The sequence below is a fragment of the Streptomyces sp. B1I3 genome, from assembly GCF_030816615.1.
Lineage (GTDB): Bacteria > Actinomycetota > Actinomycetes > Streptomycetales > Streptomycetaceae > Streptomyces.
Genome location: NZ_JAUSYD010000001.1, coordinates 7452094 through 7472101, shown reverse-complemented (window position 1 = coordinate 7472101; position 20008 = coordinate 7452094). Strand labels below are relative to the sequence as shown.

The window sequence follows — 20008 nt, the reverse complement described above, 5'->3', positions numbered from 1 at the left end:
GTCGCCAACCAGGAGGAACGAGCACCATGACCACCCTCAACGCCGAACTGCGCACCTTCTACGAAGCCCGCCAGCAGCAGATCCCCGCCGAGATCCGACAGATCATGCAGCGGGCCGGCCAGGAACTCGCCGACTCCGGCCAGGCCGCCCGCGCCCTGACCGTCGGCGCCCAGGCCCCGCGCTTCCGCCTCCCCACCGCGGCCGGTCAGACCCTGGCCCTGGACGACCTGCTCGCCGGCGGACCGGTCGTGCTGACCTTCTACCGCGGCGCCTGGTGCCCGTACTGCAACATCGCCCTGCGCTCTCTCCAACAGCACCACGAGGCGATCAGCGCCCGCGGCGCCCGTCTGGTGGCCGTCTCCCCGCAGATCCCCGACGAGTCCCTCACCCTGACCGAGAAGCACGAGCTGGCCTTCGACATCCTCAGCGACATCGGCTCCGACACCGCCAAGCAGTACGGCCTCGCCTTCGACCTCCCCGACGACCTCGCCGCCGTCTACGACAAGCTCGGCTTCGACCTCCAGCGCGTCAACGACGGCCACCCGCGCACCCTCCCGCTGCCCGCCACCTACGTCATCGACCGCGACGGCACGATCCGTTGGGCCTACGTCAACACCGACTACACCACCCGAGCCGAACCGGCCGGCATCCTCGCCGCCCTCGACGCGCTGAACTGAGCCGACCCACGAGATCAGCCCCCGGCAGGAGCACCAACTCCGGCTGACCCCGAGTCGATCGTGAGCAACGGGGTGACGCCGCGGCCCGAAAATCGCGGGCTGAGGCCCGCAGCCGGTTGCGGGCTGTGCGGTGGTGTCGCCCTGGCGGCCCTTGTCACAGGCGACAAAGCGAGCCAGACGCCGCCCTGGCGATCTGGACCCTCGTCGACGCCTGACCCAGCTGACGCCTGCGCGGGCGACGACATCGTGCGGGACACGCTGACGACCGAGGCGATCGCCGGCGCGGTCACCGGCTCCCTGGTCGCGCCCAGCAGTCTGCTGCTCGGCAGGTTCGACGCCGATGGGCGCCTTCAGTACACCGGCTGCACCACCACCCTGGACCGGACGGCCAGCACTGTGGTCACCGGACTGCTCACCGTGGCGCGGCGCGGTCATCTCTGGACGGGCTGGTCGTTCTCCGCCGCGTGGGGCAGCCGCGAGACACTGAACGTCAGGCTGGTGGAATCCGAGCTGGTGGTGGAAGTCGGCGTCGATGTCGCCCGTGGCGCCTCCGGCCGGTGGCGCCACCCCGCACGTCTGCACCGTGCCCACCCCCGACCTCTCCCCCGCCGACGTCCCCCGCTGGACGTCGCCGCCGCACTGACGGCGGCACGGACGGAGGCCCCGTTGACGCGCAACACCGGTGAGCGCGCCCCGATCCCCGGCCGCGTCCGCGCCGCCCATCCCGCCCTCCCTCACTCTCAACTCCAGCCAAGGCATGGGCGAAAGGGTCGCAACGGGGATGTCAGCGGCCCGACCACGCCGTACACCCATGGTGACCTGGGCGGACTCCAGGACGCTGTGACGGCCTGCGCAACACCTAGCGCAACGCTTCGTGCAACGCCAAGCGCAACCCCTAGCGCAACCCGGCTCCTGGGCGGTGTGCGGCTCCAGGGCGGTGCCTCATGCGGTGCGTATTGTTCCCCGGGTTCGGGCCAGCTGCCGCAGCTCGGTGCGCGCCGCCGGCGCCGAAGGGGCGGTGTTCCAGTACGGGTGCCACGCCAGCCGTACGGACAGGCGCAGCAGGCGGCGGCGCAGGGCGGTGGTGTCACGGTGGTGGGGCGCTGTGAGCGCGGCGTAGGTGGCGTTGAAGGCGTGCTGCGTCTGCACCTGTGACTGAGCACGATAGATGGCGCGGACGGACAACTTCGATGCACAGCTCCGCCCCCGGCCGGTCAGGTAGCCCATGGAAGCCGTACGGCTTCGAGGTCCCCGTCGTTGAGGAGAACTTCGATCAGCGCGGCCGTGCCGGCCACCTTGGTCGCCCAGAGGTCGTAGTCCGTGCACAAGACCCAGGACTGGTCCCGCGGCCAGAGATTGGACGGGCTCCAGCCGTCCTCCTTAGGGTGGTCGTACAGCACGTGGGCATCCGCGAGCGTGCCGGTTCGGATGTGCAGGTTGTCGAAGTCCTCGGCTCCGTGCAGCAGCGGGCTGTAGTAGGTCAGGCAGGGGGTGTCGGGGCCCTGCGGGCTGTGCTCGGTGAGGATCGTGATCAGGCGGTTCCAGGCGGCCCGGTCCATGCTGCCTTCGCGCGGGACCTGAATTCCGACCGGCCAGGGGCGCGGCGCGATCGAAGGGAAAGAGCTATGGCACGGCAGGCGTCCCTCAGGCACGGTCAGGTCACCGATCCGGCGCGCGAGCACCGTCCATCGCAATCGGCGCCAATGTGGCCCGGGGTGCTCACCGGGGACCGCGTCCATCAGGTCCGCCGGGTCCAGACCTGGGACGATCTCGGGCCCGCCGCCCAGTAGCACGCGCCGCTCGTACTCGACGTAGGACATGCCTGTCGGTCCGAACTCGTGCTCGTACATGGAGTGAAGCACCCAGACCGCGTCGGGCAGTGCTGGCGGCATGAACCCCGTCAGTCCGTCATCGGAGGTCAAGTCCCGCAACCAGTCAGCTTCCCGGCCCGCGGTGAGGGGCCACCGAGCGGTCGCCAGAGCTGCAGCTGGTACATCCGCCTACAGTCGCACCCGGCGTGAAGGGCCTCCCCGGCGGGGCCCAGACTGCCCGACACACCCCACTCAGGGTGCTCCAGCTGCCAACCATCGCGCTCAAAGGCCAACCATGGTGCTCAGATCCAGCCCTACGAGTCAGCCGCCGTGGAGGCCCCACTCGCCCACTCGTCGAGGCCGCCGTAGATGTGGGCTTCGAGGCATTGCGGGGCGTCAAGGCCAACGGCCTCACCCCGGTACACGGCGATGAGGGAGTCCTCGCCCCGCCACCAGTTGTCGGTCACTCCCCGCACTTCGGGTACAGGCTCGAAGCCGCCGAGGTCCAGGGCCTCGACCGCCTTGCCCTTGATCCTTGTGACGGTTCTGGCCCAGCGGCGGGCGTGGTCGGCGAGCGCCAGGGATTCCACCCAGCCGTCCGTGTCGGGGTGTCCACTGATAGGCGTCGATGCCGAACGCCCCGTCGGGGCCGATCTTGAATCCGTAGGCCATGGAGACCCGACACTGGCCCGCCTCGAAGGACCAGCCCTGCCCGGCCAGCCGCTCGGGGCAGCTGGCGTCCAGGGTGCGGGGGCCGCCCTCGTAGAACGGGGCCGGCGGCAGGGCGAGGCCGCCCCAGCGGTCCTGGAAGGCGGTGGCCCGCTCGGCTTCCGCAGCGGGGATCCCGTGCCTGATCATCGCGTCGCGGTGTCGCCGGATGTCCTGCCGCGGGACGCGGATGCCCGCCACCTCGACGAACCGTCGGGCCCTGGAGCTCAAGCCGGTGGGCCCGACCGGGATGGGCGATACCGGGCTGCCGGCCGTCATCGCTGCGCGTCGTCGCCTGCGTGGAGCACGGCCGCCGCGATCTCCCGCACGCGGTCCAGGGTGATTCCTGTGCGCTGCTCGACGGCGAGAGGGTGGTCGGTAGGCTCAAGCTCGACGAAGGGGCGCTCACCGACCGGGCGGGTGTGGACGTAGGTCTTCAGGTTGAGGGTCGTGGCCGGGTAGACCGGCAGGTCGGTGGTGAGCCAGCCGAAGTACGGCTTCTCGGACTCTCGACTGGGGCTTTCCCACAGGTCCGCGGCCCGGGAGAAATTCTCTCGGCTCAGCGAGACCCACACGCCCCAGGAAAACACCTCGTCGCTGTCGATGACCGGTATCTCGATCAGGCCCTTGACGAAGTAGTGCTGCGCGCGGATCACGCACTGGTCCGACGAGAGCAGGCAGTCGTCGGCGTCGGCAAAGGCCGACTCCCACACAGCCGGGGCCTCGGCCGTGTAGTTCATCGGCAGCTCAGGGTGGTGGGTCCCGCAGCACGCGCATGTGAACCCGAGATCACTGGTCATAGGGCCGGAGCCTAGTGGCCGGTTTCGCCCCAGCCTCAGACGGGCCCCACGCAGGCCATTCCAGGGCCAACCGTCCCTGCTCAGTCACAACAGGGGGCATCTGCATCGAGCTGACAGTTCGAGCCGCAGAGCAGTGCCATCAGGCGCTCAGCCGCGTGTCAGTGGAACCAGACGACAAGGCGTACGTTCTCGGCTCCGTGGACTTCGCTGAGGATGCGCATGACGCTCCAGACGCGGCCCCAGTCGGTGTCGTCCCCTGCGGCTGAGGCGCGCGTTCGTGTGCCTGAGGAGTTGGTCTCCTGCCAGTCCGTGGTGTCCAGCTCGGCCCAGGTCAGCCAGGTAGTCCCATGCACATCGTGGGGGCCGCCGTAGCCTGCGAACTCACCTCGCAGCCCATCCGAGGCGTCGACCGGGAAGCCACGATCTTCCGCCAGGGGACGGAAGCCGTAGGAGTTGCGGATCCCGAAGAGGCAGGCCAGGCCGTCGTAGGCGTTGCCCCTGTTGAGGAGGAAGAGATCGATGGCGACCTCCCACACGGAGTCTTCGTCGTCGGGGCCCCATAGACGGGCCCCGGGCCGGCATTCGATCATTCCGCTGACATCGGTCGACATGGAGCGATCCTGCCTGTGCCGGTCAAGGGAAAGCATCTCCATTTCCCGCGCTCGCAGGTGGCATGGGGCTTCACCCGTGTTCGGGAGCAGCCATGATGATCTCTGCCACGTGTTGCAGGGCGGCCTGGTATGCCTCGGCGTTGCCCGGCAGCTTCTGCCAGCTGCACACTCGCAGAGTGGTGGACTGCAGGGTCCCGGGCGGGATGCCGAGGTAGCGGCCCGCGCTCGTACGTGATCCGCCGCGGGCCATCTGGACCAGACGAATCGCGGCGTCGCGCCGCAGAAGCCTCGCAGGTCCGTCCAGCCCGTCCAACGGGGCTGCCCAGGCGTTGGGGAGGGGATCTGAAATGGTGCGGGGGTCGAGGCAGCCTCTGTGGGAGGGGGGTTGGGGGAAGAGGGGCTGCGGTCCGCAGGCTTCCTGCTGGAGGCGCGTTGCTTCCGCGATCACAGCGTTCATGGTGGGTAAGCAGTGCGGGGTGAGGGTTCTCAGGCGCCCGGACCTGCCTGGCGGGAGTCGGGACAGTAGACGAGTGAGTGCGGCGGAACCGTCCGGGTCGTCGAGGACTTGGACGACGAGGCTCATCAGGGCGGCGCATTGCCGTGAATCAGCAGGCGGATGGTCGATGGATCGGGCCAGCCACCCATCGCTCTGCGGTCTGAGGCGTTCGACGGGGCTTCTACGCAGGGCTTGGGCGTGGGCAGCGATCGAGCCCAGGTACTCGAAGGAGGGGAAGACGTCGGCGGCGGCAGGCCAGGTGGAGCAGATCGCCAGGACGGTAGTGCGGACGTCGTTGAAGAACTGTTCGGGGGAGGCCGGCTGCCCGAGGCTCTTGATATCGCCTTCGGGGCCGGTAGCGGCGGCTGTGGCCAGCCGCTGCTGGGCTTGTGCTGCGGCTGTGGTGGGCGGGGTGAAGGCAGCAGGTGTGCAGTCGAGGCGGGCGCCGCAAGCGGCGTCCCATCCGCCTGCCGGGCGGTGACGGCATTGCGCCGGATGCAGGCGGAGGCGGAGTCCCGGGGCCAGTTGGGACGGACGCCACCTTCCGTCAGCCTGGTACCCGTTGGACAAGGCGGGTGCCCCACAAGCTGGACACCGCCAGGAGAGGTGACGGTTGTGGCGCGGGCAGATGAAAATGTGAGGGAGCCGCCAGGAGCCCTGCCAGACCGGGCCGCCCGGAAGATCGGCGGTGTCGGTGAGGCAGTCGGGGCAGTAGCGGCTGAAGGTGGTGAACACCCATCCGCTGTTGGCCATGTCCATAGGGCTTTGGCGCTGCCCGAGGTAGATGGCGCCGAGCGGGGAGTAGCCGGGGGCCTGGCTGGTCAGGGTGAGGCCGTGAACCTCGGTCGTTTCGAGTCGGCAGACGGTGGCGATCTGCTGGGCCTGGTCGGCGTCGAGGCGGACCAGGGGCTGCGTGGGCAGCCTGTTCCCCTGGATGAGGCCGCACCGATGCGCGAGGTCGCCTGGCGAAATGCCGATTCGGTGGGAGAGGCGCAGGAGGTAGCCCGGCAGGAGTTCGCCGGGTGCCGGGTCCAGGCTTCTGGGGCAGCGGTGTGTTCATGCTGTGTCCGCGGCGGCAGGGCCGAGGTCGTCGAAGACGGTGTTGCGGCGTCGGCCGGCGGGCGGTCGGCGGCCGGACCGTGCGGGGACGGCAGGGATCTCCCCTGCTTCGGCGTCGCGGCCGGTTCTTGCCAGGGTCAGGGGGAGGGCGTCGAAGAGGGGCTCGGTCAGGCGTTCGGAGCCGCTGGCGATGGCCTGCGAGCAGCCGTCCTCGATGGGGCGCTCCAGCGGGCCCACGACGCCGTTGGTCCGCTCGTAGAGGTACTCGGGCATGGTGTTGTCGGTGAGCATGCCGGGGCGGGCCTTGAGCAGGCGCAGGTGATGCTCGACGCCGGCGAGGTGGGAGGTCCAAGCGGTGATCTGCTCGGCTGTGTCGTAGCGGAACCGGTCGAGTTCAAGGAGGTCGAAGCGGCGCTCGGTTTGGGTGGGCTCCCACCCGTTCACACTCTTCGCAGCCGCCGGTCCGCGGCCTTCACGCAAGAGGCCGGAGCCGGGGATGCCCACCCCGACCAGGACGAGAGTGACGTGCATGCTCATGAACGCGCGGATTAGGTCCAGGGTGTCTTGGTCGTCGGCGCGGTGCATGCGCAGCCGGGTGATGTCATCGAGGATTAGCACCTTCGTGCCATGGTCCGACAGGGAGGCGGCGACCTGGTGGATCAGCTCGGGCAGGTCCATCCGCTTGGTCGGGGCTCCGTAGAAGTCGAGGATGAACCCCAGACCTGGTCAAGGCCGTCCTCGCCCTCCACCTGGCCACGTCGAGCTGAGGTTGCAAAAGCCTAATTGGCACCGCTCAGTTACCGGTGTGATGTCGACCAGGACTCCTCGTATCGAGTCAGCTTTCCAGTTGGGTTGCTCGAGCTCGCAGCTCTTCTGCGAATTCGTCCCAGTCGGGACCGAAGGAGAACAGGTCGGCTGCCGCTTCGCGTAGCAGGCCGGCATCGTCTGGGCGCTGCAGGCAGACAAGTCGGTAGGCGAGATTGCGGGCCCACACCGGCATCGCCATCCAATCCTCCGCCAGGACCTCACGCACAGCGGAGAGAATATCCTCCGGTTTGGCGAATGTAATTTTTTCGACGAAATATCGCACTGAATCAGGGATTTTTGGAGAATTTTCCTCGTGCGTCGATTCAATCAATTCACGAGTCAATCGAGTCAGGTCGGGCATGGGCCTATTTCCTTAGGGGTTGAGCCAATACGTAGCCACACGGTACACATTATCGGACGTCTGGGAAACGCGATACCCAATGCTGTGTCCGTCCATCGTCATTGCCCCGTCCAGCGGTCCTGTGAACCCAGGGCCGACGCGGGGTACGGTTCCCCCATCTTTTATGTGCGAGTACACGGAGTCAACGATTCCCTGCTCGATCTGGTCGGGCGTAAGACCAGTGGTTCGCAGGTCGTTCGGCACTCCATTGGGGCCTGCGTGGGGGCGATCAAATCCATGGCCGGTGTTGAACTGCCACTGATCGTTGCCCACTGTGGCTGAACGCTTGAGGTCCTGACCTTCACCCTTTGTCTTGCCGTAGGCGACTTTTTTGCACTCCGAGGGCATCAAACCCAGAGGGTCGCAGGTGGTGTGGGGATTGACGACATATGCCAAGGGATTTGGGGCGGCGCTCAAGCCGAGAGAGTCGGGTGAGGTGTATCGCCCTGTATCTGGTTCGTAATGCCAGTGGAAATTGTAATAAAGTCCGGTTTCGGGGTCGCAATATTGGCCTGGGAAGCGGAGCGGTGTGTGGGCGGTGCTTTTCTTCGTCCAGGTAGTTGAGCCCCAGATCGTGGCGCGGCTGTGCCAGGAGACAGTTCCCTCCTCGTCGGCGAGTTGGGTAGGGGTACCAAGCAGGTCCGTGATAACTGGCACCTCAAGCACACCCACCACCGCAACCCACCCCAACCGCCCACCAGAGCAATCACACTCGCCCCACCCACCAAGGCAACCAGCAGACGCCAGAAAACCACCTAAAGCACCGGTATTGCCTCTAAGGGCTTGCAGATCATTAACGCGTCGTCTTGATCTTCTTGTCGGGGTAGCTGCTTCGGTCCTGGACCCGCGCTTGGAGAGTCGCCAGGGCGGTAGGCGGGGTGGTCGCCGGCGGGATGGTGATGTTGTGTGCCGCCAGCAGTCTCCTGATTTTCAGGAGGGTGCGGTGTATGCCGGTCCGGCTGCTGCCAAACAGCATCGCGAGAGGTTCCGCTGCCAGGGCGATCCGCAGGTGGAGCACGGTGGCCAGGACCTGGTCGGGGAAGGTGAGCCGGGGCGGGCGGCCCCGCTGGCTATCGCCTTCCGGGGCCAGGGCCTGTGTGAGGGTATCCAGCTGCTGTGGGGACATCCCGGTCAGTGCCGGATCGGACAGTAGTGCCTGGTTCCACGTCGGGGCCGGTGTCTGCGGTACTCGGGGCGCCGGGATGGAGGGGTCTGGCTGGGGATGGAGGGCGTAGTTCCAGTCGCCGTGGAAAGAGTGCCTGGTCAGAGGCAGGGCGGCCATCTCTCCGTCACGAATGTGGACTCCGGTCGGGTAGGTGTTGGTGTCGAGCTGGGCCGTGACGCGTAGTCCGGTTCGGGTGGTGGTTGCGGCGATGGACTGGAGGATGACTTCGTGACTGGCCAGCGGCCGGCCGCGCCAGTTCATCGTGATGTGGGAGAAGAGTCGGTGCTCGATCTTGTTCCACTTCGATGTGCCGGGCGGCAGATGGCAGACAGTGATGACCAGCCCAGTTTCGGCGGCGAGCTGGGCGAGTTCGAGTTTCCAAGCCCGGGTGCGGTAGCCGTTCGAGCCGCCCGCGTCCGCGGTGATGAGCAGTCGTGTCGCCTGCGGGTAGGCGGTGTGTCCCTGGCTTGCCACCAGCGGCGGATCGATTCCACGGCGAACGCGGCGGTGTCGTGATCGGTGCCGACGTTGACCCAGCCGGTGTTCGCCGCGAGGTCGTAGATTCCGTACGGGACCGCCTTGCCCAGCTGCGGGTCGGTGAAGTCGTGGACCCTGACGGGCACCGGGTCACCTGCGGGACGCCACTGGCGGCCGCTGTTCCTGAACTCGCCGACAAGCTCCTTCTTCTTGGTGTCCACGCTGATCACCGGCTGGCCGGTGTCCCGGTGATCGCGGGCCTGCTCGTTGAGATGGTGGAACTGGGCATCGCGGTCCGGATGCTGGGTCCCCTCGATCGTCTTTGCGTTGGCCTGCAGGCTGAAGCCTTCCTCCCGCAGCAGGTCGCCCACGGTGTCGGCACTGACCCGGTGCCCGGCCCGGTTGAGCTCCCGCGCGAGCATTCGGGTCGATCTCACCGTCCACCGAAGCGGTGACATCGGATCACCGCGCTCGTCCGGTTCGACCAGCGCCAGCAGTGCCGGCCGCAGCCCCGGATCAAGGTCTGCGACTCTCCTGCGGCCTCCGCCCGGCCTCCGCACCCGCCCCAGAGGCTCCTCACCGGCCTCCAACTCGAACACCCCCTTGCGCACCGTGGTCTCACTCACCGAGGCTGCCCGCGCGACGGCCCGTACACCACCGTGCCCGAGCCCTCGGGCCTCTGCAGCCATCAGCAGCCGTCGTTGCCGCTCGTTGAGATGCGGGAACAACACCACGAACTTCACGGCGAGTTGGGTACGGATCTCATCTGGGATGCGCATACCACATCAACGAGCCATGGGGCGGGAAGCAACACCTTGATGATCTGCAAGCCCTTAGATTCATGTTCCGGACTGAGGGTAGAGAGGCGAATGGCCGCAGGTCGGTCAGTAGAGTGTTTTCGTAGAAGCCGAGGTATTCCACCCGCTGGGGCAGTGCTCTCAGGATGTCTGCAGGAACGTGGTCGCCAGTAACGCCGATTCGTGTCCGACTGCCGAGGCGTGGCAGGGCGCGCACCTGTGAGGGCGAGGTGGCGAAGAAGAACAGGTCATGAGTGTCGACGTGGGCCATTACCTCGTCGGCGTACACCTCTGCATCGAAGAGATTCCACACCCGCATCAGATTGATCCGGACCCCCGGCGCGGAATGGTTCCGGTATCGCGCCAGCACCGGCACCGCCGCGTCTGTGCCGACCAGCGCCGCCGTCGCCGTCACCGCCTCGGCTTCGTCGTCGGACAGTGCCTGCGGGCCTGGTAGCAATTCCAGGATCAGCGGCCCGATCTGTGCCAGTTCCTTGACCTCGGCATCCCCGCGGGGAGGCAGCAGCGTCGCCGCCGCCTCCTGGACCCTGCGCCGCACGACCGGATCGAGTTCTGTGGCGTGTTCCAGGCACGCCATGGCCAGCAGATGGACACGCTTGTCAGAGGAGGCCGTCAGTAGATTGAGTAACTCGGCCCGCTCACGCGGCCGGCCCTGTGCCACCGCCATACGGATGACATCCGCCCACTGGTCGTCGGCGGCGCGTGCTCCACCAGCAGGCCGAGCGAGTTTGTGCACATCCTTCTCGCCCAGCGTGCGCTTCTCACCACGGACGAGACCAGGTCCTTCAGCCGCACGGGCTTGTCAACCAGGCCAGCACCAGGCCCATCCGCCACGAGAAGTTTTCTGATCAGTGAGCCTCTTCAGCGTTGCCGCTCCAGAGTGAGGATGGCCTTGGCGATTGACGTCATGCGGTTGGGGCTGCATCGGGACCTGCGGAAGATTCGCCAGGACTTCAGCCTCGCAACCCGCGTTCGACGGGTGCCCTCGCTGCGGCCAGTGCCTGGTTGAGGGGCCTCTCGGTGGGGGTGAGTTCCTGCAGGGGCCTGCGTTTGATGCCGGTGGTCAGCCACGGGCCGGCGCCCTGGTAGGCGAGATCGGCCACGATGGGAACGCCCTGGCGTTCGCAGATCCGGATGATCCGGTGGGTGCGGGCGGCGGTCAGGTCGTGAGTGCGGCCCGGCAGGGCGGGCGAGAGCCACAGCAGCCGGCCGCCGGGGTCGGTGACGACCCGCACGTTCACGCCATGTCGCCGGTGTTTGTGGGAGTAGTCGGCCCGGCCGTCGCCGATCCGGTCGCACTCGGCGAGGATCCCGTCGAGCAGGACGAAGTCGGGATCGTGCTCGCGCAGCGTCTTCAGCAGACCCGGTGCACGGTCGGCGAGCAGGTGGATGACGGCGCTGGTGTAGGCGTGGGCGGTGGACTCGCTGATCCCGAACCCGGCGGCGATCTTCGCCAGAGTGGTGTGTTCGCGAAGGTACACCAGGGCCACGATCGCGCGTTGGGACGGACGGAGCTTGCAGCGTCGGTCGCCCTCACGGGTGACGATCACCATGGTGACCCACTCCACGAGCGCATGCGGCAGGTCGAGTGCGGCAGGATGGATGACCAATGGGGCCTCCGAGCAACGTGATTGAGACGTCAGACACCTCGATCAACAGCCTGGGGGCCTCGTTCGTTGCGCTTCGCGGCCCATCACCCGATCGGTGGCAACTCGAAGAGCTCAGTAATTGGTACCGGTGACATGCCGGACAACGCCCAGTAGCTTTTCGTGCACGTTTCCCGGCATGCTTGAAAGGTTGGCCGTTTCCTCTACCCGGCGCACAGCGCTGTATTCGCACACGGCACTGAGTTGACGATGTGCCGATTTCCATTCACGCCGTTGCCCTTCGGATGAGACATCGAGCCGCATCAGAGACTTGAGGAAGGTCCACTCAGCAAGTTGGTCATTAAGTTGCCGGGCCAGTGCGAGGCCTTTTGTGTAAACGCCAAGCGCAAGCCTCCCCTTCTCGGTCCGCTCAAGCAGATCACCGAGCTTCTCGACAAATCGGAGCAGCGTCGTCGGGGGAACGGAGTCGAAAGCGCCGCACGCCAGAAGAATGGACAATTTCTGGATGCGCCCAGCAGCGCTCGGCACACCTGCCACATGACGGCTTTCGATATTATAAAGCATGAGGACCGCCTCGTAATAAATGTCGGCGCCGCTCAACCGATCGTCAGTGTTTGCGATTACCTCTTCGTGCCGACCCAGGCGAGATTTAGCAATTAGCATCCCCTCGTTCACTAGGTAATGCAACCCCTGACGCGGCGTGCGGATCAACCTCCTCTCGTTCACCAGAGAGCGGATGCCTGCATGCTCGATACAGCTCAACGAATCAATGAAGTTCAGTGCACCTTGATGGTCACCTGCCTGAAGGAGCGCCTTCAGGGAATCGATCACATAGACAGCCTGAGGCACTCCCTTCATGTGCGGGTGTCTGTCAACGATTTCTTTCCAAGCCTGTGAGGTAATTTGACACGGCCCAAAAGAAACCTCGCCGCGTGAGGCGAGGGAGTGTACATTAGCAAAATGGGTCAAAGCCTTCTTTGTTTCTCCTTGGTATCCCAGCAATCGCCCCATGTTCACCCAGGGGTCCAAAGCCAGTCGGTTTAAAAGGGACGACTCCCCGGAGCCGCTAGCGTTATTCGCGAGCCAGTAAAGCTGCGCCTCGCAGATTTCCTTTGCTTTATCCAGCTGGCCAAGATAGGCGAATACCAACGCGGCATTACTCAGGGATGACAGGGTCTTTGCCTGTTCATCGAAATCCGAAGTGGTTCTTCTCTGCAAGAAATCGATCAGGCCTTCGGACCAGTAAGTCAAGGGGAAGCGTTGGATGCGTGGATAGTGATACGCAAAATCATTCGCTGGCTTCACCATGGCCGCCCTTCGGGGCGCCAGGCCCAGCTCCGATTTGCATAAGCACTGGTTCTCCCGAAGATCTCGGCAGGCCTACGAGTGGGCACTCGAGAACGTCGGCGTCGGCACTATTCCAGCCCCGGAGCCACGGCTTGAGGCTATCGCTCCGTAGCTCCAGATTCCCGTCCTCGAGCAGACGACCGATACTGTTTGCGGGGTCGGACAATGCTACTGTGCATTTGCCGACATCCCCCGAAGCTCTAATTAGCAGCGAGTTGGGGCGAGAAGCATAACAAACGTTTCCCGGGTGATACACGGATTGCGTTCCGGCCTCCCGAGATACAAGCTCCTCGAGCGCCTTGATCTCGTCGGCACCCTTAGTAGCATCAAGGACGTCGAACTTGTCGTCGTTTGGCCCTCCCCAGTGACCCACAGCCTTGATAAGGACTACGAATCTCGGGTCATCCAAAAATGCCTTACGGATCCGGAGCAGGAACTCTGGCATCGCAATGAGATTGGCCGGCGTGACGTGCACCCGCAGGGAGATACTCAGGTCGAGAGAACTTGACCTGAGTGCGAGCAGATTGCCCCATACTCGCTCGAACGAACCTTGCCCATTTCTCTGGATGCGCGTCTGATCGTGAAATTCTGGAGGCCCATCCAGCGTAATTTGGTAATGCCGAACATTCATCTCGCTCAAGCGCTCCGCAGTCGCCAAGTCAAGCCTGTAGGCGTTGGTCGTGACCTCACTCGTGTACGTTAGTTCAGACCGTTCACATGTGAGCGACTTCACCGACTTGGAGATATCCTCAATCACATTGAGTGCAATGAGCGGTTCACCTCCGAACCATCCGATGTGCAGCTGCCTCAGGGTCGGGATGCGGCGTGCCAACAGCCGTTTCACTCCCGCAATCACGGGGGCCTTCATGGTTCCGACGCTGAAGTCCTCGTAGCAGTAGACACAACGAAAATTGCACTGCTCGGTGGGGAGGATGATGAGATGCAGGATCTCGTTACTGAAGGCAGTAACGATCTGATCATCTGCTACGCGAGGGATTACGGCACCATTGGTCACTTCTGCGCACATCCCGACTGAATCGGCGTGGGACGGGTGGTGCATTTACACATACTTCCGTTATTGTCGTCCATAGTCGCGAGACTGTTTACGTCGAGAGCTTCCCTGAGTTCGACCAGCCGGGCTTCGATATCCGGATCATCACTTGCAATGTGACCATCCTGATCAATGCTGACCTTGTCGGTGTCGATACCGGAAAGAATTTCAGACAGAGAGCGGGCCATTTCTATTCTCCTCAATAGAGTCGTCGAGTGGGAACGCTGAACCGATGAAACGCATGGTGGTTTTACCGTTCATCAGTCGATTCCCAAACCCGAATAGCCGATCTTCAGCCGAATGCCACCGCGGGGCTGGTTGAACCAAGGCATCCTCCTGCTCGACAGTGAGGGCCTATCGAAGGCCGTGAGCGCCAATCCGCAAGTCACCGCCTTCGTCAATCAAACGACATGCTGGTCGCGGTGTGCGACCTGACACGCGAGCACGATCCCGACTTCGAAGTCATCTCATTTGGTGAGCCTTCGGTAGCAGATGAGGGTGCAGGCGATGCTGGTGAAGGCGAGGAAGTGGTCGGCTTTGCGTTCGTAGCGTCGGTGGAGGCGGCGGCAGCCGGCGAGCCAGGCCATGGTGCGTTCCACGGTCCAGCGGTGGCGGCCCAGCCGTTGCGAGGACTCGACTCCCTTGCGGGCGATGCGGTGGGCGATGCCGCGTTCGCGTAACCATCGCCGCAGGTGGGGGTAGTCGTAGCCCTTGTCGGCGTGGAGTTTGCCGGGCTTGCGCCGTCGCCGGCCGCGGCGCGAGCGGATGGGCGGGATGCCCTTCACGAGCGGGATCAGGGCCTGGCTGTCGTGCAGGTTCGCCCCGGAAATGCCGACGGATATGGGCAGACCTGACCTTTCTGTGATCAGGTGGATCTTCGAGCCGTACTTGCCTCGGTCGACAGGATTCGGACCTGTCAGGTCCCCCTTTTCAGGGCCCGCATGTTCACCGAGTCGATCGCGCACCGCGACCAGTCCAGCTCTCCGCGGGCACCGAGTTCGTCGAGGACCAGGCGGTGGAGCTTGGCCCACACCCTGGCCTTCGACCACTCCGAGAACCGCCGGTGGGCGGTCGCTCCGGACGGGCCGAACGACGCTGAAGGCAGCTGCTGCCAGGTACAACCCGACGTGGCCACGAAGACGATCGCCGCCAGCACTTCCCGGTCGCCGTGCCGACGCCGACCACCGCCCTGAGGCCGCGACGGCGCCTCAGGCACCACCCGCTGGAACAACTCCCACAACTCATCCGGCACCAGCCGCTCAACGATCCCCACCATGACGCACAGAATACCGAGTCGTCCAAATGAGATGGCTTCTAAGCTTGTTCTTTAACCCTTTCGGCGTTCAGAGACTGAACTGGACTCAGAGTTTCAGTGGCCCGAAGGTGCCATCTCGGAACGTGAAGACGGTCGGCTCGGTGTCGAACTCCTCCCGGAAGTACCCGCTATAGCCAGGTTCTTCGACGTGGGGTGCGAGCAGGTCCAGGACGCTGTAGAGGTCACCCATCATGTCGTCGAGCCAGAGGTTGCGGCTGAACAGTCCCCATGCGTGGAGCTCACCACCGGGCGTGAAGCCTCGGGACTGGCGTCGTAGGGACACGAAATCGCCTCCTGGCAGGCGACTGTCCGGATCCGGGGAGAGCAGTGGATACGAGTGCTCCTCCGCGTCGAGCTCTGCTGGACGCTCGAGGGCCAGGCCGAGGTGCCATCGCAGGGCTGCCAGGACCGTGTCGGGCGTGTCGTCCCGGAGGAAGCACGTGAAGACAACTTCGTAGTGGAGGCTCACGGGAGTGCATTCTGCCCGGCGCCACCGACAGACCCAGATCATGGCCTCACGGCCGGGCTTGATCACGTTCGATCAGGGTGCCCGGACGTCTGACGGTCTTGCCCACGTCGTAGCGGGTGGCGGACTGCTTGTTCTTCGAGCCGAGCGGGCGACCGGGGCCTGGCCGCGATGGTTTAGACCGTGTCGAGGTTTTTTTGAACCTCCCGGGCCACTGGGCTCCAGGATCCTGCACTGCGTGCCTGCGCACGCTCCGAGCACTGCTCGGGGCGCCAAGACTAGCGGACTCAGGGGCTCGTCTCGCCGAACTGCGGAACATCGGCTTCGGAGGCGTCCAGGCGAAGTCGTTCGTAGCGCAGCGGGTGGCGCCATACTCCGTGGTCCTGTGAGACGTCGGCGCTGATCTCAGCGACGAGGACGGGGGCGACAAGGACCGGTTCCAGTGGGGTGCGGCTGTTCCAGGATGCGGTGAAGCGGACGCCGGTCCATGGGTGGTCGGGGTCGGCCGCGGTGAGGTGGTCGGCGAGGTCCCGTGCCGGGCCGGGTTTCAGCGGGGCGGTCTTCCCCACCAGTCGTAGGCGGCCGGTGGTGTCGTGGCGACCGAGGAGCAGAACGTGGGGGCGGTGTAGGGAGCCGGTTACACCGCCGATGAGGGCTTCGGTGGAGTTCCTGCGGCGGACCTTGGTCCAGCCGCGCACGCCCGGCCGGTAGCGGCCCGTCAGGCTCTTGGCCACGACGCCTTCGAGGCCGGGGACGTCGGTCCACTCATACAGCCACTCCCCTGCAATCACGGGGTCAGTGGTCGAGGGGCACAGCGTCCACGGCGGTCCCAGCCAGTGACCGGCGAACAGTGCCTCCAGGACCTCGCGGCGGCGCGCGAACGGCTCGGCCAGGAGCTCCTGGCCGTCGCTTTGCAGGACGTCGAACGCGATGAAGTGCGCGGGCATCTCAGCCGCCAGAACTGGAGCGTTGCGGCCGGCGGTCGCGCGGCGTTGCAGGGCAGTGAAGCTGAGCTGGCCGTGAGGGTCGAGGACGGCGAGCTCGCCGTCCAGGACGAGCCCGTTCGGGAGGCTGCGTGCGGCGGCGGTCAGGTCGGGGAAGCGGTCCTGGACCAGCGCGCCGCGCCGGGTCTGCAAGAGCACCGGGTCACCCTCGCGGAGAGGGGTGTAGAGCAGGGCCCGGAAGCCGTCGAACTTGGGCTGCACCGCCATCCCGCCGGCGCCGAGGGGTGGGAGGGTCTCGCGGGCCTGCGCGAGCATCGGCTCCACAGGCGGCCTCAGAACCACGCGAGGCTCCCTCCGGGACGGGTCAGGTGCCTGGTGTCAGGAGTCGGGGTGTGCGTCCGTCCGGAGCGTCCACGCGGCCCCCGGGCAGCCTGCCGGGAGGGGCGGGAAGCGGTGCCCCTTCACGTCGGTACTCCAGTGATGGCCGGCCCCGCAGTCGCACTCGTAGATCCCGCTCTCCGGTACGACCTCGCCCGGATGCCACGACGTCTGTTCCTCGCTCATGCTCCCTGTGTACGACGCCCCGGCGTGGGACGCGACTCCAGGGATCGCCCGGCATGCTGTGACCGGCGGGGAGCCCAGAATTTCGCACACCGCGCTCAGAGGTGGCTCGTCGTGTCGATGTACGTCTTGGCGACGTCGGTGATGAAGTCGTGGCTGCTGTCGGGGCTGAGGGCCAGGGCCTGGAGGCGGTCGTGCACCTCGCTGTAGTGCTGCACGTCGGACGGTTTCTCCAGGTAGAGATCGCTGGTGCACTGTTGCAGATGAACCACTGTGTCGGGGCTCTCGGCGGATTTCAGGATGGAGAACTGTCCCAGCAGGCCCGGGTGGGCGCCCACGGTGTGCGGGAGGACCTGCACCGTGATGTGCGGTTCGGTGCCGAGTGCGTTCAGGTGCTCCAGTTGTTCACGCATGACGTCGGCACTGCCGACAACCCGTCGCAGGGCCGATTCGTCCAGGACGGCCCACAGGCGCAGCGGACCGGCTGGGTCGTAGATCCGGTGCTGACGGCGCAGCCGCGCCTTCAGTTGCATGCCGACCTGTTCGGTAGTGAGCAGGGGGATCGATTCCTCGATGACGGCGTGGGCGTAGGCGGGGTCTGCAGCAGAGCGGGGATCACCATGGACTCGTAGGTGTGGAGGGAGGTGGCGTCCGTCTCCAGGGCGATGTAGACGCTGTGCGGGATGTCGCCGTAGGCGTGCCACCAGCCCGGTTGCCCGGATTCCTTGGCCATCCCCATGAGCGAGTCGATGACCTGCGGGTCCGTCACTCCGTAGATCGCGCACAAGTCGCGCACATCGCGGGGGCTGATGGTGCGGCGGCCGTTCTCCAGGTGACTGATCTTGGGCTGGGAGACCATGAGCCGTTCGGCCACTTCGGTGCTCTTCAGCCCGCTGGCCAGGCGCAGCTGGCGCAGCTCGGCTCCCAGACGGCGTCTCCTGACGGTGGGGTTGCTGTTCGCGGCCACGAGCGGTGTACCTCCGGGCCTCAAGCCATCGTGCTGATCCGCAGACTGCCATGGACATGGGCTGTTGTTCCTGCGCCATGCCGTCGTGTTCGCGGCTGCCAAAACGGACTGTGGCCTTGTCATTCGCCTCACCGCGGGACCGCCGGGCGTTCTACGGGGAGAGACCGAAAGCAGGCACCGAGCAGGCGGTCATATCAGACGGCCCGCCGGGTTTCCGCCAGGGTCGTCGGCCAGCACGACGGCGGCTTTGATGCGCTTGCCCACCGGCTCGCGGCGCATCTCGAAGCTGCGGCACACGCCGATCACGATCTCCAGCCCGTGCTGCCCGACCCGTCCCGGATCAGCGGCCTGGGCCACCGGCAGTGTCGGATCGGTGTCCCACAGGCTGATCTCCACCGCGCCGTCGCTGATCTCCAGATCCAGCAGACAAGGGCCGGGCGCGTACTTCTGCGCGTTGGTCACCAGCTCACTGACCACCAGCTGCACCATACCCATCGAACGGTCCGACACCGGGATTCCGTGCACGGCCTGCACCTCGGTCAAAAAGGCACGGGCCGCATGCCGGGCCTCGGCCACCGGCTCGTCCCCGGCGAATGCCAGAGCCGACAGCATCGGGCGGCCGACCAGTGAAGATCTTCGTATTCGGGCACCACTGCGAGCACACCGCCACCCTCGTCCTGAGCAACACGGTTAAGACCCGTCGAATACCCCCCAACCCACACCGCACACCAGCCAGGTGCAGCAAAGCGATCCACCTGACCTGCACTTTCAGGCCGGACACTTCAGAAACAGGCACTGGCCTAAGCGGTTAGGCACGACCACGTGGACTTGCTTGCCCCACAACTTGCCCCACAACTTGCCCTGCAACTTGCCCTGCAACTTGCCTTACAACTTGCCTTACAACTTGCCTCAGCCGACCGGGCCGGACAGCTGAAACCGCAGGTCAAGGCCGATGGTCAAGGGGTCACTGGCGCGCCGACTACTTCTCTGAGAGACCCCTTTGGTGTCTGGAGAGAGGGAAGAAGGTCCGCCCACGCCCGGAGTCCCGCACACAGCCCTGCCGCCCATAACGCGGCGACCGCGATCGGGCCGGGCGTAGGCGGAGGGCCCGCCGGCCCCTGGCGGCTTCCGGCAGGATCGGGCCTCCACCTCCACCAGGAGCTCGAGGCCCGATCCACGGCGAATGTGGTCGGCGTGGGAGACTGCGCGGGCCCGGGGTGGGCGGCCGGCGCCTTTGGTGCCGGTGACGGAGCGCCCGCCCCGGGGCACTCGCGCCGCTGCCCGCCGCCTCGCGCGTGCACGACACGCGCGCGCCCCGGAACCACCCCGGGTCCCCCGGCCGGGGCGGTGAAGAAAAACCTTTCGGTGTCGGCTTCACGGGCCCCAGCTCCTGGCGGTGGCCACCGCACCGGCGGAGAATCGGCCCGGTGACCACCCACCGCCGCCCACTGGGCACCCGACCCGACCCCGCCGACCACCCCGGGTTGCCGACCGGCCCGCACGTGTCGCCGCGCGCCGGCCTCGCCGCACAACGCCTACCGACCACCCCGGCCACCGACGACGACCTGGTACCCACCCGCCCCGCCGGACGCCGCGCCCTGGGCACCGGACCCACCACCCGACGGTGACAGCGGCTGCGACCGCAACGGTGACACGGCGACTGTGCCGGCCCGGATCGCCGACCCGTACCCCCAGGCGTTCGAGCCCGGCGGTTCTCTCTCCCGTGCACACATGTGCTCGTGCACGCGTGCACGCCAAACGCGCACGCCCCCACCAAGCCGTCCGGCAGCCCTCTGAGACCCCGGACACCCTCCCCGGAAAGACGGGGCCGCCGGGCTCCCCACGCCTCCCGTACGGCCGCACACGGACACACACGGACACACACGGACACACGGGCAGGCAACCGGACGCGCCCGCCCCG

General features: G+C 66.1%; 19 protein-coding genes and 5 pseudogenes. 2 read left to right on the top strand and 22 right to left on the bottom strand.

Going from position 1 to position 20008, the window contains the following annotated elements; translation table 11 throughout:
- Window positions 1–26 precede the first annotated feature (26 nt).
- Window positions 27–677 (top strand): peroxiredoxin-like family protein, encoded by a 651-nt coding sequence (locus QFZ58_RS34105; protein ID WP_307128692.1) that lies wholly within the window; start codon window positions 27–29, stop codon window positions 675–677.
- Between the two features lie 942 nt (window positions 678–1619).
- Here the strand turns inward: QFZ58_RS34105 and QFZ58_RS34100 are convergent.
- The 22 genes and pseudogenes from QFZ58_RS34100 to QFZ58_RS34000 form a co-directional block, all read right to left on the bottom strand.
- Complete coding sequence (locus tag QFZ58_RS34100; protein WP_307128691.1) at window positions 1620–1826, bottom strand: hypothetical protein; 207 nt, start codon at window positions 1824–1826, stop codon at window positions 1620–1622.
- Window positions 1827–1891: 65 nt separating this feature from the next.
- The gene (locus QFZ58_RS34095; protein ID WP_307128690.1) at window positions 1892–2569 is read right to left on the bottom strand and encodes a hypothetical protein; all 678 of its coding nucleotides are present in this window, start codon (window positions 2567–2569) and stop codon (window positions 1892–1894) included.
- Window positions 2570–2802: 233 nt separating this feature from the next.
- Window positions 2803–3475: pseudogene (locus tag QFZ58_RS34090) on the bottom strand (hypothetical protein).
- Window positions 3472–3936, bottom strand: a complete 465-nt coding sequence (locus QFZ58_RS34085) for a DUF2199 domain-containing protein (RefSeq protein ID WP_307129087.1) — start codon at window positions 3934–3936, stop codon at window positions 3472–3474. The pseudogene QFZ58_RS34090 and the gene QFZ58_RS34085 overlap by 4 nt, the downstream one beginning before the upstream one ends.
- A 218-nt stretch (window positions 3937–4154) precedes the next feature.
- Window positions 4155–4607 (bottom strand): hypothetical protein, encoded by a 453-nt coding sequence (locus QFZ58_RS34080; protein WP_030759349.1) that lies wholly within the window; start codon window positions 4605–4607, stop codon window positions 4155–4157.
- A gap of 70 nt (window positions 4608–4677) precedes the next feature.
- Window positions 4678–5055 (bottom strand): hypothetical protein, encoded by a 378-nt coding sequence (locus tag QFZ58_RS34075; protein ID WP_307128689.1) that lies wholly within the window; start codon window positions 5053–5055, stop codon window positions 4678–4680.
- A 663-nt stretch (window positions 5056–5718) separates the two neighbouring features.
- A pseudogene (locus QFZ58_RS34635) lies at window positions 5719–6138 on the bottom strand (TniQ family protein); the annotation flags it as partial.
- 21 nt (window positions 6139–6159) lie between these two features.
- Entirely contained in the window at window positions 6160–6840 is a 681-nt protein-coding gene (locus tag QFZ58_RS34070; RefSeq protein ID WP_307128688.1) for a hypothetical protein, read from the bottom strand.
- A 157-nt stretch (window positions 6841–6997) separates the two neighbouring features.
- Complete coding sequence (locus QFZ58_RS34065) at window positions 6998–7330, bottom strand: hypothetical protein (protein ID WP_307128687.1); 333 nt, start codon at window positions 7328–7330, stop codon at window positions 6998–7000.
- 12 nt (window positions 7331–7342) lie between these two features.
- Window positions 7343–8026 (bottom strand): RHS repeat-associated core domain-containing protein, encoded by a 684-nt coding sequence (locus QFZ58_RS34630; RefSeq protein ID WP_373428689.1) that lies wholly within the window; start codon window positions 8024–8026, stop codon window positions 7343–7345.
- Between the two features lie 136 nt (window positions 8027–8162).
- Window positions 8163–9790: pseudogene (locus QFZ58_RS34055) on the bottom strand (ISAzo13 family transposase).
- Window positions 9774–10565, bottom strand: a complete 792-nt coding sequence (locus tag QFZ58_RS34050) for a hypothetical protein (protein WP_307128686.1) — start codon at window positions 10563–10565, stop codon at window positions 9774–9776. The pseudogene QFZ58_RS34055 and the gene QFZ58_RS34050 overlap by 17 nt, the downstream one beginning before the upstream one ends.
- Before the next feature lie 125 nt (window positions 10566–10690).
- Window positions 10691–11439: pseudogene (locus QFZ58_RS34045) on the bottom strand (transposase family protein).
- Between the two features lie 111 nt (window positions 11440–11550).
- Window positions 11551–12744, bottom strand: coding sequence for a hypothetical protein (locus tag QFZ58_RS34040; RefSeq protein ID WP_307128685.1), 1194 nt, complete (start codon window positions 12742–12744; stop codon window positions 11551–11553).
- Window positions 12725–13798 (bottom strand): radical SAM protein, encoded by a 1074-nt coding sequence (locus QFZ58_RS34035; RefSeq protein ID WP_307128684.1) that lies wholly within the window; start codon window positions 13796–13798, stop codon window positions 12725–12727. The genes QFZ58_RS34040 and QFZ58_RS34035 overlap by 20 nt, the downstream gene beginning before the upstream one ends.
- On the bottom strand, window positions 13795–14022 hold the full coding sequence (locus QFZ58_RS34030) for a hypothetical protein (RefSeq protein ID WP_307128683.1): 228 nt from the start codon (window positions 14020–14022) through the stop codon (window positions 13795–13797). Before QFZ58_RS34030 ends, QFZ58_RS34035 begins: the two co-directional genes overlap by 4 nt.
- Window positions 14023–14301: 279 nt before the next feature.
- Window positions 14302–15110, bottom strand: a protein-coding gene (locus QFZ58_RS34025; protein WP_373428638.1) for an IS5 family transposase whose coding sequence is annotated in 2 segments (ribosomal slippage) — window positions 14302–14762 and window positions 14762–15110 — 810 coding nt in all. Because the reading frame shifts where the segments join, the coding sequence is not laid out codon by codon here.
- Window positions 15111–15195: 85 nt separating this feature from the next.
- Complete coding sequence (locus tag QFZ58_RS34020) at window positions 15196–15618, bottom strand: hypothetical protein (RefSeq protein WP_307128682.1); 423 nt, start codon at window positions 15616–15618, stop codon at window positions 15196–15198.
- A gap of 284 nt (window positions 15619–15902) precedes the next feature.
- On the bottom strand, window positions 15903–16901 hold the full coding sequence (locus QFZ58_RS34015; protein WP_307128681.1) for an ATP-dependent DNA ligase: 999 nt from the start codon (window positions 16899–16901) through the stop codon (window positions 15903–15905).
- Between the two features lie 36 nt (window positions 16902–16937).
- Window positions 16938–17123 (bottom strand): hypothetical protein, encoded by a 186-nt coding sequence (locus QFZ58_RS34010; RefSeq protein ID WP_307128680.1) that lies wholly within the window; start codon window positions 17121–17123, stop codon window positions 16938–16940.
- Window positions 17124–17218: 95 nt separating this feature from the next.
- Window positions 17219–18087 (bottom strand): annotated as a pseudogene (locus QFZ58_RS34005) (helix-turn-helix domain-containing protein).
- Window positions 18088–18276: 189 nt separating this feature from the next.
- On the bottom strand, window positions 18277–18699 hold the full coding sequence (locus QFZ58_RS34000) for an ATP-binding protein (protein ID WP_307128679.1): 423 nt from the start codon (window positions 18697–18699) through the stop codon (window positions 18277–18279).
- An 815-nt stretch (window positions 18700–19514) separates the two neighbouring features.
- On the opposite strand from QFZ58_RS34000, the gene QFZ58_RS33995 reads away from it, so the two are divergent.
- The gene (locus tag QFZ58_RS33995) at window positions 19515–19715 is read left to right on the top strand and encodes a hypothetical protein (RefSeq protein WP_307128678.1); all 201 of its coding nucleotides are present in this window, start codon (window positions 19515–19517) and stop codon (window positions 19713–19715) included.
- Window positions 19716–20008: the final 293 nt, after the last annotated feature.